Annotated in this window: 14 protein-coding genes; 2 read left to right on the top strand and 12 right to left on the bottom strand. The window is 65.0% G+C overall.

Features of this window, described 5'->3' with window-relative positions; genetic code table 11:
- Positions 1-4: 4 nt before the first annotated feature.
- From pgi to DEA8626_RS07520, 8 genes are all read right to left on the bottom strand, one after another.
- Complete coding sequence (pgi, locus tag DEA8626_RS07485; protein WP_108852381.1) at positions 5-1,609, bottom strand: glucose-6-phosphate isomerase; 1,605 nt, start codon at positions 1,607-1,609, stop codon at positions 5-7.
- Positions 1,610-1,622: 13 nt separating this feature from the next.
- Positions 1,623-2,294: a 6-phosphogluconolactonase gene (pgl, locus tag DEA8626_RS07490; RefSeq protein ID WP_108852382.1), complete on the bottom strand. Its 672-nt coding sequence runs from the start codon at positions 2,292-2,294 to the stop codon at positions 1,623-1,625.
- Positions 2,291-3,760, bottom strand: coding sequence for a glucose-6-phosphate dehydrogenase (zwf, locus tag DEA8626_RS07495; protein WP_108852383.1), 1,470 nt, complete (start codon positions 3,758-3,760; stop codon positions 2,291-2,293). Before zwf ends, pgl begins: the two co-directional genes overlap by 4 nt.
- A 121-nt stretch (positions 3,761-3,881) precedes the next feature.
- The gene (locus tag DEA8626_RS07500; RefSeq protein WP_108852384.1) at positions 3,882-4,274 is read right to left on the bottom strand and encodes a GFA family protein; all 393 of its coding nucleotides are present in this window, start codon (positions 4,272-4,274) and stop codon (positions 3,882-3,884) included.
- An 8-nt stretch (positions 4,275-4,282) separates the two neighbouring features.
- On the bottom strand, positions 4,283-5,278 hold the full coding sequence (gene acuI / locus DEA8626_RS07505; protein WP_108852385.1) for an acryloyl-CoA reductase: 996 nt from the start codon (positions 5,276-5,278) through the stop codon (positions 4,283-4,285).
- Between the two features lie 11 nt (positions 5,279-5,289).
- Positions 5,290-6,393 carry a dimethylsulfoniopropionate demethylase gene (locus DEA8626_RS07510; RefSeq protein ID WP_108852386.1) on the bottom strand — a complete coding sequence of 368 codons (1,104 nt, stop codon included), beginning with the start codon at positions 6,391-6,393 and terminating at the stop codon, positions 5,290-5,292.
- A 22-nt stretch (positions 6,394-6,415) separates the two neighbouring features.
- On the bottom strand, positions 6,416-7,036 hold the full coding sequence (locus tag DEA8626_RS07515) for a DUF1326 domain-containing protein (RefSeq protein WP_108852387.1): 621 nt from the start codon (positions 7,034-7,036) through the stop codon (positions 6,416-6,418).
- A 21-nt stretch (positions 7,037-7,057) separates the two neighbouring features.
- A complete protein-coding gene (locus DEA8626_RS07520; protein ID WP_245890791.1) occupies positions 7,058-7,855 on the bottom strand; it encodes a DUF2182 domain-containing protein in 798 nt (265 codons plus the stop codon).
- A gap of 120 nt (positions 7,856-7,975) precedes the next feature.
- Between DEA8626_RS07520 and DEA8626_RS07525 the strand changes: the two genes are divergently transcribed.
- Both DEA8626_RS07525 and DEA8626_RS07530 read left to right on the top strand, forming a co-directional pair.
- Complete coding sequence (locus DEA8626_RS07525; RefSeq protein WP_108852388.1) at positions 7,976-8,710, top strand: FadR/GntR family transcriptional regulator; 735 nt, start codon at positions 7,976-7,978, stop codon at positions 8,708-8,710.
- 140 nt (positions 8,711-8,850) lie between these two features.
- Entirely contained in the window at positions 8,851-9,357 is a 507-nt protein-coding gene (locus DEA8626_RS07530; protein ID WP_108852389.1) for a hypothetical protein, read from the top strand.
- Between the two features lie 78 nt (positions 9,358-9,435).
- On the opposite strand, the gene DEA8626_RS07535 is transcribed toward DEA8626_RS07530, so the two are convergent.
- The 4 genes from DEA8626_RS07535 to DEA8626_RS07550 form a co-directional block, all read right to left on the bottom strand.
- Positions 9,436-11,079, bottom strand: a complete 1,644-nt coding sequence (locus tag DEA8626_RS07535; RefSeq protein WP_108852390.1) for an ABC transporter ATP-binding protein — start codon at positions 11,077-11,079, stop codon at positions 9,436-9,438.
- Positions 11,080-11,083: 4 nt separating this feature from the next.
- Positions 11,084-12,007 (bottom strand): ABC transporter permease, encoded by a 924-nt coding sequence (locus tag DEA8626_RS07540; RefSeq protein ID WP_108852391.1) that lies wholly within the window; start codon positions 12,005-12,007, stop codon positions 11,084-11,086.
- A 10-nt stretch (positions 12,008-12,017) separates the two neighbouring features.
- Entirely contained in the window at positions 12,018-12,971 is a 954-nt protein-coding gene (locus DEA8626_RS07545) for an ABC transporter permease (RefSeq protein ID WP_108852392.1), read from the bottom strand.
- A 107-nt stretch (positions 12,972-13,078) separates the two neighbouring features.
- A complete protein-coding gene (locus DEA8626_RS07550; protein WP_108853363.1) occupies positions 13,079-14,650 on the bottom strand; it encodes an ABC transporter substrate-binding protein in 1,572 nt (523 codons plus the stop codon).
- Positions 14,651-14,699: the final 49 nt, after the last annotated feature.

Consider the following 14,699-nt stretch of genomic DNA (forward strand, 5'->3'; position numbering starts at 1 on the left):
GCCATCAGTCCTCGGAGCGCAGGTAGTCGACCATCATCCGCGTCGAGGCGTCCTTGCCCGCCGCATCCTCGCGCCCCGACAGGATCGGCTCGAGCGCACCCGCCAGTTCCTTGCCGAGCTCCACCCCCCACTGGTCGAAGGAGTTGATGCCGAGAATGACGCCTTCGACAAAGACGCGGTGTTCGTAGAGCGCGACGATCTGACCGAGCGTGAACGGCGTGAGCTTCGGGTAGAGCAGCGTCGTGGACGGGCGGTCGCCGGGAAAAACGCGATGCCGGGCCTGGCGCTCGAGTTCGTCGCCATTCAGCCCCTTCGCCTCCATCAGCGCACGCGCCTCGGCAAGCGACCTTCCGCGCAGAAGCGCCTCGGCCTGCGCGAGGCAGTTGGCGGCAAGAAGCCGGTGCTGATGGGCGAGGTCGGGCTCATGCCCCTCGCGGGCGAGCAGGAATTCGCACGGCACGATCCGCGTGCCCTGGTGGATGAGCTGGTAGAAGGCGTGCTGGCCGTTGGTGCCGGGCTCGCCCCAGACCACCGGCCCGGAATGGATGTCGAGCGCGGTCCCGTCCATCGCGACGCGCTTGCCGTTCGATTCCATCTCGAGCTGCTGGAGATAGGCGGGCAGCCGCGACAGCCGCTGGTCGTAGGGCAGCACCGCCCGCGTCGCATGGCCGCAGATCTGGTTGTGCCAGATGCCGACGAGCGCGAGCATCACGGGCATGTTCTCGGCGAACGGCGCGTCGCGGAAATGCGCGTCCATCGCCGCGCCGCCCTTCAGGAACGCGGCGAAGTTCTCCGGCCCGACGGCGATCATGAGGCTCAAGCCCACCGGCCCCCAGACCGAATAGCGCCCGCCGACCCAGTCGGCGAAGCCTAAGACCCGCTCGGCCGGGATGCCGAATTCCGTCGTTCGGTCGAGCGCTGTCGAGACGGCGGCGAACTGCGCCGCCGGTTCGGCCACCTTCGCCGCCATCCACTTGCGCGCCGTCTCGGCGTTCGTCATCGTCTCGATCGTCGTGAAGGTCTTGGATGCGACGATGATCAGCGTCGTTTCGGGGTCGAGCGGCGCCAGCACGTCATGGACATGCGCGCCGTCGACGTTCGAAACGAAATGCGCGCGCGGCCCGTCGGCATGAGGCGCGAGCGCCAGCGCCGCCATCGCGGGGCCAAGATCGGAGCCGCCGATGCCGATGTTGACGATGTCGCTGATGCGCCCGCCCTGCCCCGTGACGCGGCCCGCGCGGACATCGCGCGCGAAGGCCTCCATGCGCGCGTAGGTCTCGCGCACCTCGGGCATGACGTCCTTGCCGTCCACCTCGATCGCGCCGTCGAGATTTCGCAGGGCAGTGTGCAGGACGGCGCGGCCCTCGGTCTCGTTGATCTTCTCGCCGGTGAACATCGCCTCGCGCCGGGCCGCGACGCCCGACGCCTCGGCGAGCCGGATGAGCAGGTCGCGCGCATGGGCGTCGATCGCGGTCTTGGAATAGTCGAACAGCATCCCGTCCGCACGGATCGAGAAATGCGCCGCCCGGTCGCCGCGCTCGAAAAGCTCGAGGATCGGCCGGCCGGCATGGGCGGCATGGTGGTATCGCAGGTCGTCCCAGGGGGTCATGGTCGCACCTCTGTCAGGGGGCCCAGTGAACGGTCGCGTTGGCGAGCACCGCGCGGATCGGCGCTTCTTCGGGCGGCAGGTCCTCGGACCGTTCGAGCGCCTCGCGCTTCTCGGCACCTGTGATCACCACATGGGCGCTCATCGCGCCCGCAAGGACTGGGGCGCTCAGCGTCACCCGGGGCTCGCCCGCGCCGGGCGCGCGCATTGGCACGACCACGGGCGCGTCATCGTCGAGCGCCTCGGCCAGCCGGTCGGCGCCCGGAAAGAGCGAGGCGGTGTGCATGTCCGCCCCCATCCCGAGAAGGAGCACGTCGATCGGCAGGTGCGGGGTGATCGCCTCGGCCAGCGCCTCGACCGCCGCTTCGGGCTCGGGCGTGTCGGCGTAGAGCGGCAGGAAGGTCGCCGCCGCCGCGCGTCCGGTCAGCAGCCGCTGCCGGACGAGCCGAGCGTTGGAGCGTTCGTGGCTCTCCGGCACCCAGCGTTCGTCGCTGAGCAACACCGTGACCCGGTCCCAGTCGAGCTTGACCCCGGAGAGCACGTCGAAGATGGGCCCGGGCGTGGTGCCGCCGGGCACGCAGAGACAGGCGGCGTCGTTCTGGCGAAGCGCAGCCGCAAGCTCGCTCGCCAGCATGTCGGCGAGGTCGAACATCATCAATTCCGTGTCGGGGTAGTCGACGAACTTCATTCCCGTATCTCCCGCCATCTTCGCTCGTCGCGATGGAGCAGCATCAGCGCGTCTTCCGGCCCTGACGATCCGGCATCGTAGCCCTTGGGCTTGTCGCCGCGCGCCTCCCATGCCGCGATGAGCGGGTCCGTCCAGGCCCACGCGGCCTCGACCTCGTCGCCGCGCATGAAGAGCGTCTGATTGCCTCGGATCACGTCCATGATCAGCCGCTCGTAGGCGTCGGGAATGTCGGCGCCGTCCTCGCCGAGCGCCTCGGCGAACGACATGTCGAGCGGCACCTCGGTCAGGCGCATTCCGCCCGGGCCGGGTTCCTTGATCATCACGGAAAGCGTCATGCCCTCGTCGGGCTGAAGCCGGATCGACAGCACGTTCTCGCGCCAGCCCTCCTCGTCGCCGAAGATCGAATGCGGCACCTCCTTGAAGACGATCGCGATTTCAGAGGCTCGGCCACGAAGCCGCTTGCCCGTCCGCAGGTAGAAGGGCGTTCCCTTCCAGCGCCAGTTCGCGATGTGGACCTTCATCGCAATGAAGCTTTCGGTGGTCGAGCTCGGATTTTCCGCATCCTCGGAGTAGGAGGCCTGCTTCGGCGATCCCTTGCCCGTCCGGCCACGATACTGTCCGCGCACGATGTCTTCGGGCGCGGCGGGCAAAAGCGCGCGTATGACCTTCAGCTTCTCGTCGCGAACCGCGTCGGGGTCGAACCGGTAGGGCGGCTCCATCGCTATGAGGCAGAGAAGCTGCATGAGGTGGTTCTGCACCATGTCGCGCATCGCGCCCGACGTATCGTAGTAGGCCCCGCGGCCGCCGACACCCACCGTCTCTGCCACGGTGATCTGGACGTGATCGACATGGCGGGCGTTCCACAACGGCTCGAACAGGATGTTGGCGAAGCGCACGGCCATCAGGTTCTGGACCGTCTCCTTCCCCAGATAATGATCGATGCGGTAAATCTGACTTTCGTCGAAATGCTCGGCGAGCGTGGCGTTCAGCTCCTTCGCGGTCTCGAGGTCCCGGCCGAAGGGTTTTTCGACGACGATCCGCGCCTCCGGCCCGGCGATGCCATGGCGGTGCAAACGCTCAGCCAGATCGCCAAAGAGCGAAGGGGCGACGGAGAAATAGAACGCTTGGACGACATCTGCGCGCACGCGCTTGGCGAGGTCCGGCCAGCCGTTTTCCCCGCGCGCGTCGGTTGGGACGTAGTACAGATGATCGAGAAATCGTGCGACGCTTTGCGGATCGCGCTTGGTGCCGTCAAGGAACTCGCTGATCGCTTCGGACGCGAAGTCGCGGTAGCCCGCGTCGTCCATGTCACCCCGGGCCGAACCGATGATCCGCGAGCCTTCCGGGATCTGGCCTGCGACATAGCGGCGATAGAGTCCGGGAAGGATCTTGCGGCGCGCCAGGTCGCCGGTGCCTCCGAAAACGACAAGGTCGAACGGATCGACCGGAATCACGCGCGAGACCATGAGTACCTCGTGACCTTTCAGTTAGTCTGTTAGCGCTAACGGTCGCGTTCTTAGCTCCTTGTCCTGCGCAAGTCTAGCACCCCTTTCTCAACGCGGCCATGACAGCCCACCTCGCGTGCGCTCAGAACCACATGTCGGACACGCAACGCCCGTCACGCGGTAAGTCGTCGAAACTGTCGAGCCCATCGAAACGTTCCATCGCGATGACGCCCACTACCTCCGGCGAGGCAAGCCGAAGATTCACGGCGATTCGGCGTCGACCGTCTTTGCCGGATTCGCAGGCGCGCCAGTAAGCGACGCAGCCGCATTCCGGGCAGAAATGAAAGCCGATCGTCCGTCCGTTCCAGGCATAGATGCTGGTTCGACCCGAAGCCTTAACGCGCTCACCCTCGTAGTCATAGGCCCAAAGGGTGCCATAGCGCCGGCAGATCGTGCAGTTGCAGGAGGTCGCAGAGTCGGGAATGCCGTCGAAGCTCCACCGCACCGCCCCGCAATGGCAGGCACCCTCGATCATTCATGACCTCACGCGTTCACGTCAACGACAACCCGTCCCCGCACCTTGCCCTTCAAGATGTCCGCGCCGAGCCCGGGCAGATCGGACAGAGTCGCATTCTGGATCATCGCGTCGAGATGGTCCATCGGCAGGTCGCTCGCGATCCGCTCCCACGCGCGAACGCGGTTCTTGTAGGGCTGCATCACGCTGTCGATGCCAAGCAGGTTGACGCCGCGCAGGATGAAAGGGGTAATCAGCGCGCCCTCGATCGCGGCGCCCCCGGCAAGGCCCACCGCCGCGACGGACGTGCCATATTTCATCTGCTTCAGAACGCGACCGAGCATAGCACCGGCCACCGCATCGACACAGCCCGTCCAGGCTTCGCCCTCAAGCGGCTTCCGGGACACCTCGGTCAGCTCCTCGCGCGCGACGATCTGCGAGGCGCCCAGACTCTTGAGGTACTCCGCCGTCTCGGGCCGGCCGGTCACGGCGGCGACCTCATGGCCGAGCTTGGCGAGGATCGCTGTCGCGACCGAGCCCACACCGCCGGCCGCGCCGGTGACGAGAACCGGCCCGTGGCCCGGCTCCAGCCCGTGGTCCTCGAGCGCCATGACCGCCAACATCGAAGTCAGACCCGCCGTGCCCACCGCCATCGCCTGCCGCGTCGTGAGCCCCTTGGGCAGCGGAACAAGCCAGTCGGCCCTGACACAGGCCTTTTGGGCGTAGCCGCCCCAATGCGCCTCACCCACACGCCAGCCGGTCAGAACGACCTTGTCGCCGGGCTTGTATCGGTCGTCGGTGGATTTCTCGACCGTGCCCGCGAAGTCGATGCCAGGCACGTGGGGGTAGTTCCTGACCAAGCCGCCGCCTGGACCGATGCACAGCCCGTCCTTGTAGTTCACTGTGGAGTAGTCGACGGCGACCACGACCTCGCTATCGGGCAGCCGGCTTTCGTCGATCGCCTCGACCGAGGCGCTGGTCTTGCCGCTTTCCTCGTCCTTCGTGACCACGAGTGCATTGATCATGAGCTATCTCCTCAAATCCAGAATTTAGGCTGCACGACGGCCTTGCGCAGACCTTCGCCAGCGTCGACCTCGAGCTCGGTGCCTGGGTCCCAGTGCGTCATCCGGACCATGCCGATGGCTACGTTGGTGTCGAAATCGGGCGACGCGGCGGCCGAACTGACGCGACCCACGCGCTTGCCCTTGGCAAGAACCGGCCACCATCGGTCGCAGGGCGGCAGTGCCGGCCCCTCGATTGCGATGGGCCGGATCTGTTGCACCGGCCCCTCCTTCGCCACGCGCAAAAGCGCGTCGCGCCCGATGCAGCCGATCGCCGTCTGTGTATCGCAAAACTTGCCCAACCCGCATTCGTGCGGCGTGTTGTCGTCGGTCATGTCGTTGCCGTAGGACAAGAGCCCGCCCTCGATCCGCTCAATCAGGTTGGGACAACCGGCCCAGACGTCGAGGTCGCGGCCCGCCTCCATCAGCGCATTCCAGAGCGGCATCCCGATATCGCCGCCCTCGACGTAGATCTCGAAGCCACCTTGCTTCGAATAGCCCGACCGGGCGACGACGAGCGACCTGCCCTGAAAATCGAACAATCCGAAGCGGAAGAAGCGGACGTCGCGCACCGCGTCACCGAAGACGCGTGCCAAGAGATCCTCGGCCTTCGGTCCCTGGACCGCCAGCGGAGAGACGTCCGGCTCGTCAACCAGCACATCCAGACGCCATCCCTGCACGACACCCTTTACCCAATACAGAAGGTCGCTGTCCGCGATGGATATCCACCAGCGATCCTCGGCCAGCTTGACGGCAACCGGATCGTTCAGCATTCCCCCCGTCTCGTCGACGATAGGAACGTAATAGCATTGCCCCGGCAGCATCGCCCGCAGATCGCGCGGCGTCAGCATCTGCATCAGTCGCGCGGCATCGGGGCCGCGCAGTTCGACCTGGCGTTCGCAGGCCACATCCCAGACCTGCACGGCGGTCTTCAGGTGACGGTAGTCTTCCTGCACGGAGCGAAAGACGGTTGGCAAGAGCATGTGATTGTAGACGGTGTAGGCTTTCACACCGGCGGCTTCCACCCCTTCGGAGAAGGGAGTGCGCCGGAGTCGGCGCGACGGAGAGATGAGGGCCATTGGGCTGCTCCAGTTCAGGCGTTCAATTCGGTCCGTGCCAGTCGATCTGGCAGATCTCGGCCGAGCGCCCGTCGAAGTCCCAGACACGACCGAAGGCGCGGACGCGGGCCTTGTCGGCCTTGGCCACTGTGATATCCGGCCCCATCCAATATTCGGTGTTGGTGATGACCATGTCCTTGCCGCCATGGCCTGGCACCGGGGAAATCTCGCCTCGGATCGCCTTGCCGACCGTGAGGCGGCGGGTCTTGCCCTCGGTCTCGAACTGCACCGGCGCACGTTCGGCCCCAAGGAATTCGCTGACGAGCACCTTGAAGAGCCCTGTCGTGCCGCGCGCCTGGCCGGTGAAGACTTTCAGAAGCCCCTCATAAGCCTTGTCCGACGCGCGTTCGTCGATATAGGCCGCCGCCTTCCAGTTGCCGCGTCCCATCTTGCCGGGAATCTCCAGAAGAAGGCCAACGTTGAGACCGGACAAGTCCTCGCCGTCGTAGTTACCCTTGTCGATGCGGATTCCGGCCCAGCCCATGCAGTAGCCTTCGGTCGGCGGGTGGTCGCCGAGCGAGATCACGCAGGGGCAGAAAACGGTGCAGTTGCAGTTGAGGATCAATTCCCCCTTGATGGCCCATTCGGGCAGGTCTTTGGCCATGTCGTTCCTCCCTCAGACAGTTCAGATTGCACGGAGCGCCACTGCGCCGCCCGCGATGATCAGGGCCCAGCCACTGGGCCGGGTAAGCCAGCGCCCGATCTCGGGCAGTTTCTCGATGGTCATGAATACAGTCGCCGCCCCCATCCAGATCAGATTCATCGTACCGCCGATGAAGCCGAGACCCATCAGCGCCCAGCAGCAGCCGAAGCAAAGCGCGCCGAGGCGCAAGCCCATTCCGAAGGCGACGGGCGCGCCGGGGCGCCAGTGCTGCATGAAGAAGGTCAGCGGCATCCGGCAGCGCGACAGGCAGGCATGCTTGAGCGCAGAGAACTGGTAAAGCCCCGCCCCGACCAGAAGCGTCGCGGTGAGCCACGGCGAAAGGCTTGCCCCGAACGGCGTGAGAGCCCCCGCGCGTGCAAGCGTCCACTGAGCGGTCGCACCAAGCACTGCGCCTCCCAACCAGACCACCAGATAGCCGCCCACGAGAGCAGCAGCGCCGGTGCCGGTCGTCGCGCCGGCCGCGGAAAGGTCAACAAATGTCCTAAGCGCAGGCACGAAGGTCGGCAGCATCATCGCCGCCGCCATAAGCGCCCACATCGTCCAGAGCGCCAGCGGTTGAGCCTGCCCTGCCGATATGCAAAGCGCCGCCCAGAACTCCGACGGGACGGACTTGAGTTCTGCGCCGGGCATATCCCGCGCCATGAGCGCGACCGCAATCCAGGCAGCAAGCACCGCGCCGTAGAAGCCGAGCCAGCCCATGGCGCGAACGGACAGCCGCGCGTGCGCGAGCTTTTCGCCATGCAGGATGGGTGCGGACATGGATGCCCTCGGGCGACTCGAAAAAGGATGGACGGACGCCGCCGTCGCGCATAGGGTCACGCCGATGCGCTCAAATGTCAAACAATTAATGTCTGACAATTGAATGGGCATGGAGGCGGCATGGAAAAACTGGAGCTCGGTCCAGACGGCGAATTGCCGGTGCGTATCGCACGGGCGATCCGTGACGCGATCGTCGAGGGGCGGCTGATCGTCGACCAGCGCCTGCCTTCGGAGCAGGAACTGGCCGAGCAGTTCGGCGTCTCTCGTCCAACGGTGCGCGAAGCGCTGAAACGGCTCGCGGCGCAAAGCCTCATCCGCACCCAACGCGGAGCCACGGGCGGTGCCTTCGTCAACCGCATCTCCTACGAGGAGGCGGCGGACCAGCAAATCACCACCTCTACCCTCCTGCTGTCGATGAACGCGGTCGACTTCGAGACCGCATGCGAGGCGCGTTACGCGCTTGAGCGCGCCTGTGTGCCATTCGCCGCCGGCCGGAGGGAGGCCGATCATCTTGCCGCGATGCGCGCCGAGATCCACCGACAGACGCAGCGCGGGCTGTCCGACGAGGGCTTCTGCGCCTCCGACGTGGCGTTTCACCGGGCGCTCGTCGATGCGGCGGGCAACCCCATCCTCTCCTATCAGCTCGCGGGTGCGGTCGAAGCGATGCAGCCCCTGATGAACATGATCACCTTCACGGCCCGGTCGCGCGAGAGGATCGTCTCTTTCCACACCGCCATCGCGGATGCGATCGAGGCGCGGGACGCGGGTTCGGCCGAGGCGGCGTTGGCAAAGCTTGCCGACTACACGGTGAAGCTCGTCGACGATGTGCGGGCAAAGCGGCAGGCGCGGCGATAGCGCCTCGCGGGAAAGCCCATTGCCATGGCCGAACGACGCCTCCGGCCTCAGCAGCACGGGTGCCGGAGTTTCGTCTTCCGTGCCGCATGTGTATGATGCCGAGAGCAGGCGCCGCTTGGATCGGGGTGGACGGAGCAACAATGATCGATCGCCGCAATCGGCCGAGCTCGATCCTGTGCTACGGGGTTATCTGCGCCGTCCTGGCGCTCGCGGTTTGGTTAGCAGGAACCGCACGCGCGGCCGAACACTGCGGAGAAGTGAATGCCCTCGTGAATGCGGCGCGGTCGAACTTCCAAGGCATCGCGACTGGTGGAACAGCCCCGGCAGCGCCGCAGGCGCCGGACGCTGTCGCGAATTGCGCCGTCAGCCCGTCACTGTCGGGGGCGAACGTCTATCATTGCGCATGGCAATACCAATATCGATCAACACGAGCCCATCGGGCATTCGATGCGCTCCAAGGCCTGATCCGGGACTGCTTCGGGAATCGCGCCCACATGCGCAAGGATCAAGGCGTCAATCACCCCGATTCTTACGACCTGCGCCAGTACCGGCTGGACAGCGTCGAAATGTCGGTCTCGATCAAGGATAAGGCGGCGCAGCAAGCCACCTTCGTGTTCCTCCGCATTCTCGGCGAAGCGGACGGCTGATGACCTGTCCGTCATTGCGCCCCTCCCGGCAGAGTGCGCACCCGTGCGCATGCCTGCCCAACCGGTCGAGCGCGAACCCTACCCTTGGGCTTTCGCCGCCCGTTCCTTCAACAGCTTGGTGAGCCAGTCAGGGTCCATTTCGGGGACCGACGACAGCAGAAGCTCGGTATAAGGGTCGTGGGGCGGTTCGAACATCTCGTCCTTCGGCCCCTGCTCCACTACGCGGCCGTTCTGCATCACGACGACCTCGTCGGCGATGGCGCGCACGGTGGCGAGGTCGTGCGTGATGAACATGTAGGCGAGGTCGAACTCGGTCTGCAGCCGGTCGAGCAGCTTAAGAATGCCCTCGGCCACGAGCTGGTCGAGGGCAGACGTCACCTCGTCACAGATGATGAATTCCGGCTCTGCCGCAAGCGCCCGGGCGATGCCGATGCGCTGTTTCTGACCGCCCGAAAGTTCCGACGGCAGGCGGTCGATATAGATGTCGGGTTCAAGTTCGATGAGGTGCAGAAGATCGCGGATCCGTTCGGTGAGCGCCTTGCCGTGCAGCCTGAGATACATTTGCGCCGGGCGCCCGATCAGTTCGCGCAGCCGCAGCTTGGGGTTTAGCGCGGTGTCGGCCATCTGGTAGATCATCTGCGCCTGGCGCAATTGATCGCGGCTCCGCTGGCGGTAGTCCGGCGGCAGCGGCTTGCCGTTGAACAGGACCTGGCCCTGACGCGGCGGCAGAAGGCCGGTGATGACCCGCGCGGCGGTAGACTTACCCGATCCGCTTTCGCCGACGACCGCGACGGTGCGTCGCCGGTGCACATCAAAGTTGATGTTCTTTAGAATGTCCGCCGCACCATAGCCCGCCGTCACGCCTTTGACCGAGACCACGGGCACCGTGCCTTCCGCTACGGGCGGCTGGACGGCACGTGCGTGACTTCGCACGGCCCAAAGTGATTTCGTATAGTCGTCCTTTGGGCTGGATAGCATCGTGCGCGTGTCGGCCTCTTCGACCTCGTCGCCGCGCAGAAGAACCTTGATCCGGTCGGCCATCTGCGCCACGACCGCGAGGTCGTGGGTGATGTAGATCGCGGCCGTATCGAACTGGGCGACGATGTCACGGATCGCCGACAGGACCTCGATCTGCGTCGTCACGTCCAGGGCCGTCGTCGGCTCGTCAAAGATGATCAGGTCGGGTCGGCAGGACATCGCCATCGCCGTCATGGCCCGCTGAAGCTGTCCGCCCGAGACCTGGTGCGGATAGCGGAATCCGATCTCCTCGGGACTGGGCAGCTGCATCCGGCGATACAGTTCGAATGCGTCGCGTTCCGCCTCCGCCCGGCTCATCACGCCGTGCTGGACCGGCGCTTCACTGTACTGATCGATCAGCCGGTGCGCCGGATTGAAGCTGGCTGCCGCCGACTGCGCAACATAGGCAATGCGCTTGCCACGCAGGGACCGCTTTTCGGCCTCGGACGCCTTCATGAGGTCGGTGCCGTCGAAGTCGATCGTACCGCCTGATATCCGGCAGCCGTCGCGGGTGAAGCCCATCGCAGCGAGGCCCAGAGTCGACTTGCCGGCACCAGACTCGCCGATCAGCCCAAGTACTTCACCTTTGTGAAGCGTTAGATCGACACCCTTGATGATCGGCGACCACGTCTCCTCCGACCGGCCTTCGATATGAATGTCGCGCATCGTCAGAAGGACGGGCTTGTTGGTCGTGTCGTCTTTCATGACCTTACTCCTTCAGACCGCTCGCCCGGTGCAGCATCCAGTCCACGACGAAGTTGACCGCAACCGTTAGCAGCGCGATGGCGCCGGCCGGCAATAGCGGCGTGACGTCGCCGAATGTGATGAGGGCGGCGTTCTCGCGCACCATCGAGCCCCAGTCCGCCGTCGGCGGCTGTATGCCGACGCCGAGGAATGACAGCGCCGCGATGGTGAGAAAGACGAAGCAGAATCGCAGTCCAAACTCGGCGACCAGAGGCGCCATGGCATTGGGCAGTATCTCGCGCGTGATGAGCCGCCAGAGCCCCTCGCCCCTCAGCTTCGCAGCCTCGATGTAGTCCATCACAACGATGTTCATGGCGACCGACCGGGCCAGCCGAAAGACGCGGGTGGAGTCGATCGTCGCGATGACAAGGATCAGCGTGACAACCGATGTGCCGAATATCGCGAGAAGCAGGAGCGAGAATATCAAAGACGGGATAGCCATGAGAATATCGACAAGTCGGCTCAGCGCCTGGTCTATCCAGCCGCCGACCGTCGCGGCAAGCAGTCCCAGGATGGAACCGATTGCGAAGGCGAGCGCCGTCGTCGCGAAGGCGATGCCCACCGTGTTGCGCGCGCCGTAGATCAGGCGTGAGAACATGTCGCGGCCGAGATTGTCTGTGCCGAAGATGTGAGTGGAATCCCAAGGAAGGAACTGGCCACCCACCACGGCCCGCTCGGCGTAGGGCGCAATCACCGGCGCGAAGATCGCCGTCAAGATATAGAGCACGATCACCAGCATGCCGAAGGCCGCCGTGATCGGTGCGGTCCTGAGAGCTCGCGCCGTGGGACCCCGGGTGACTGACACCGCAACGGTGCGGAACAGCCATCCCGCGCCCATGGCAAGCGCGATGGCCACCGCGATCCAGAACAACGTTATCAGAGTGTTCATGCGCCCCTTCCTACTTGCGGTGGATGAGACGCGGATTCGACAAAGTCGACAGCACGTCCGCCGTGAGGTTGAGAAGCACATAGGCCGCCGCGAAGATCAGCGCGACTGCCTGCACAACGGGAATGTCGCGCTTCGACACCGAGTCGACCATGAGCTGGCCGAGGCCGGGATATACGAAGACCACTTCGACGACGACGACCCCGGTAATGAGGTAAGCGAGGTTCAGCGCAACGACGGTGATGATTGGTGCGAGCGCGTTCGGCAGCGCGTGCTTCAGGATAACGCGCATCGGGTTCATGCCCTTCAGCCGCGCCATCTCGATATAGGGCGAGGCGAGAAGGTTGATGATCGCCGCCCGCGTCATCCGCATCATGTGCGCGGTGACAACCAGCGTGAGTGTGAGCGCAGGCAGGAAGGCGCGATAGAGCGACTCGCCGAAGCCCGTATTTGCGTCGATCCGCGTCATCGAGGGAAAGAGCCCCGCCTGGGCGAGCACGAAGATCAGGATGTAGGCGACGAAAAATTCGGGGAACGAAATCGAGGTCAGGGCCAGCGCGTTGGCACTCCGGTCGAAGAAAGTGTTGCGGAAGAGCGCAGCGAGGACGCCGAGCGTCAGGGACAACGGCACGGCGATCGCCGCCGCGTAGAGCGCGAGGAACAGCGTGTTGCCAAGCCGCGTGCCGATCAGATCGGAAATAGGCCGCTTGTTGGCGAGCGACGTGCCGAAATCGCCCTGCAACGCGCCCGCGAGCCAGTTGAGGTAACGCGTGTGGGCCGGCTGGTCGAGCCCGAGCTCTCTGCGAAAGGCCGCGAGCGTTTCCTCGGTCGCGGACTGTCCGAGGACCGCCCGGGCAAGGTCGCCGGGCAGCATCTCGGTCGCCGAGAAAATGATCAGCGATATCACGAACAGCGTCAGCACGCCGAGTGCCAGACGTTTTGCGATCATTGTCCAGATTGCGGACACGTTGAGCCCCCCTGGTCCTTGTTATCGGCCGACCTCGCGGGCCGTTCTTCTTGGCCCCTCGAGGGGCAGAGAGGCTCCGGCGCAAGTTGCGCCGGAGCCGGTCAGCTTCAGGCGAACCACCACCGTTCGAGGGCGCGGAAGCCGTCGAGCGTCCAGTTGGCCGCAACCTGTTCGTCATGGGCAACCTTGTCGGTCATCGCCATGACGTAGCTCGCATACATCGGGACGACAGTGCCGCCCTCGTTCGAGAGGATGGCCTGCATCTCGTAGTACATCTCACGGCGCTTGTCCTCGTCGAGCTCGGAGCGCGCGGCGGCGAGAAGCTCGTTGAAGCGCTCGTTCTCCCAGAAGCTCTCGTTCCACGGCGCACCCGACGCGTAGGCGGTGGAAAACATCCAGTCCTCGGTCGGACGGCCGCCCCAGTAGGAGGCGGTCCAGCCCTTCTTCATCCAGACATTGTCCCAGTAGCCGTCGTTTGGCTCGCGCACAACCTCAATTGTGATGCCGGCGGCAGCCGCCTTTTCGGAATAGAGAACCGCGGCGTCGACCGATCCCGAAAACGCCGCGTCGGCGGCCGAAAGCTGGACGGTCAGACTGTCCATGCCAGCTTCCTTGAGGTGGAATTTCGCCTTGTCGGGGTCGTAGGTGCGCTGCTCCAGATCGGCGTTGTAGAAGCGGTTCGACGGGCCGATCGGGTGGTCGTTACCGACGCTTCCATAGCCTTGCAGGATCTTGTCGACCATCTCCTGCCGGTCGACCGCGTATTTCAGCGCAAGGCGAACGTTGTTGTCGCTGAACGGCGCGGCGCGCGTATCCATCGGGAAGACGTAGTGCTGCGTACCCGTGGTCGAGAGAATGACGATCCCCGGCGCGCGCTGCAAAAGCCCCACGGTGTTAAGATCGACCGGATCGATCACGTCCACCTCGCCGGTGATGAGCGCGTTCTGGCGTGCGGCGGCGTCGTGGATCACGTTCATCTCGATCCCGTCGAACCAGGCGCGTCCCTCTTTCCAGTAATTTGGGTTGCGCGTCAGGCTTGCAGAGACGCCCGGCTCCCAGGCATCGATGACGTAGGCGCCGCAGCCGTCGTTCGAAGTAGGGTCAATCTTGCCGTCCGCCGAGGGCAGGATCGGCAGGTGATAATCCGACATGATGAACGGGAAGTCGGCGTTGCCCGCATTGAGCGTGAAGATCACGACGTTCGGACCGTCAGCCTTGATGTCGACGATCGGATCGACGATCGGCTTGGCCGCCGATTTCGAGTCTTCGCCGCGATGGTGATTGATCGAGGCTATGACGTCATCCGCAGTCATCGTCTTGCCACTGTGGTAGGTAACGCCTTCGCGCAGCTTGAACGTCCAGGTGGCCGCATCCGCCGAGGCTTCCCAGCTTTCGGCGAGCTCGCCGACAAGCGAATGGTCCGGCGCAATCTCGGTCAGATAGGCGCAGCGTGCGGTGTGCAGGACCTGGACGAACTGCGAGTCCCACGTCGCGGGATCAGAGCTGTCGGTCGTGCTGCCGCTCGCCTGCGCCAGCCGCAGGATGCCGCCCTTCTTGGGCTCTGCCGCCGCGCGGCGCACGCTTGCGGGCAGAATCAAGCCCGCGGCGCCTAGGGCTGTCGCCCCCTGAAGCAGCCCGCGGCGGCTGAGCCCGCCCATTCTGCGATCGTGTTCGGTCATGATATCCTCCTTGTTGTTCGGGTTCTGTTTGTGTTCGATTACGGCCGCG

The organism is Defluviimonas aquaemixtae (genome assembly GCF_900302475.1).
In the GTDB taxonomy this organism is placed as follows: Bacteria; Pseudomonadota; Alphaproteobacteria; order Rhodobacterales; family Rhodobacteraceae; genus Albidovulum; species Albidovulum aquaemixtae.

What these genes read in the sequence shown, in the direction of transcription:
- pgi (WP_108852381.1), bottom strand. Translation starts at nt 1,609, where the DNA reads ATGACCCCCTGGGACGACCTGCGATACCACCATGCCGCCCATGCCGGC.
- pgl (WP_108852382.1), bottom strand. Translation starts at nt 2,294, where the DNA reads ATGAAGTTCGTCGACTACCCCGACACGGAATTGATGATGTTCGACCTC.
- zwf (WP_108852383.1), bottom strand. Translation starts at nt 3,760, where the DNA reads ATGGTCTCGCGCGTGATTCCGGTCGATCCGTTCGACCTTGTCGTTTTC.
- DEA8626_RS07500 (WP_108852384.1), bottom strand. Translation starts at nt 4,274, where the DNA reads ATGATCGAGGGTGCCTGCCATTGCGGGGCGGTGCGGTGGAGCTTCGAC.
- acuI (WP_108852385.1), bottom strand. Translation starts at nt 5,278, where the DNA reads ATGATCAATGCACTCGTGGTCACGAAGGACGAGGAAAGCGGCAAGACC.
- DEA8626_RS07510 (WP_108852386.1), bottom strand. Translation starts at nt 6,393, where the DNA reads ATGGCCCTCATCTCTCCGTCGCGCCGACTCCGGCGCACTCCCTTCTCC.
- DEA8626_RS07515 (WP_108852387.1), bottom strand. Translation starts at nt 7,036, where the DNA reads ATGGCCAAAGACCTGCCCGAATGGGCCATCAAGGGGGAATTGATCCTC.
- DEA8626_RS07520 (WP_245890791.1), bottom strand. Translation starts at nt 7,855, where the DNA reads ATGTCCGCACCCATCCTGCATGGCGAAAAGCTCGCGCACGCGCGGCTG.
- DEA8626_RS07525 (WP_108852388.1), top strand. Translation starts at nt 7,976, where the DNA reads ATGGAAAAACTGGAGCTCGGTCCAGACGGCGAATTGCCGGTGCGTATC.
- DEA8626_RS07530 (WP_108852389.1), top strand. Translation starts at nt 8,851, where the DNA reads ATGATCGATCGCCGCAATCGGCCGAGCTCGATCCTGTGCTACGGGGTT.
- DEA8626_RS07535 (WP_108852390.1), bottom strand. Translation starts at nt 11,079, where the DNA reads ATGAAAGACGACACGACCAACAAGCCCGTCCTTCTGACGATGCGCGAC.
- DEA8626_RS07540 (WP_108852391.1), bottom strand. Translation starts at nt 12,007, where the DNA reads ATGAACACTCTGATAACGTTGTTCTGGATCGCGGTGGCCATCGCGCTT.
- DEA8626_RS07550 (WP_108853363.1), bottom strand. Translation starts at nt 14,650, where the DNA reads ATGACCGAACACGATCGCAGAATGGGCGGGCTCAGCCGCCGCGGGCTG.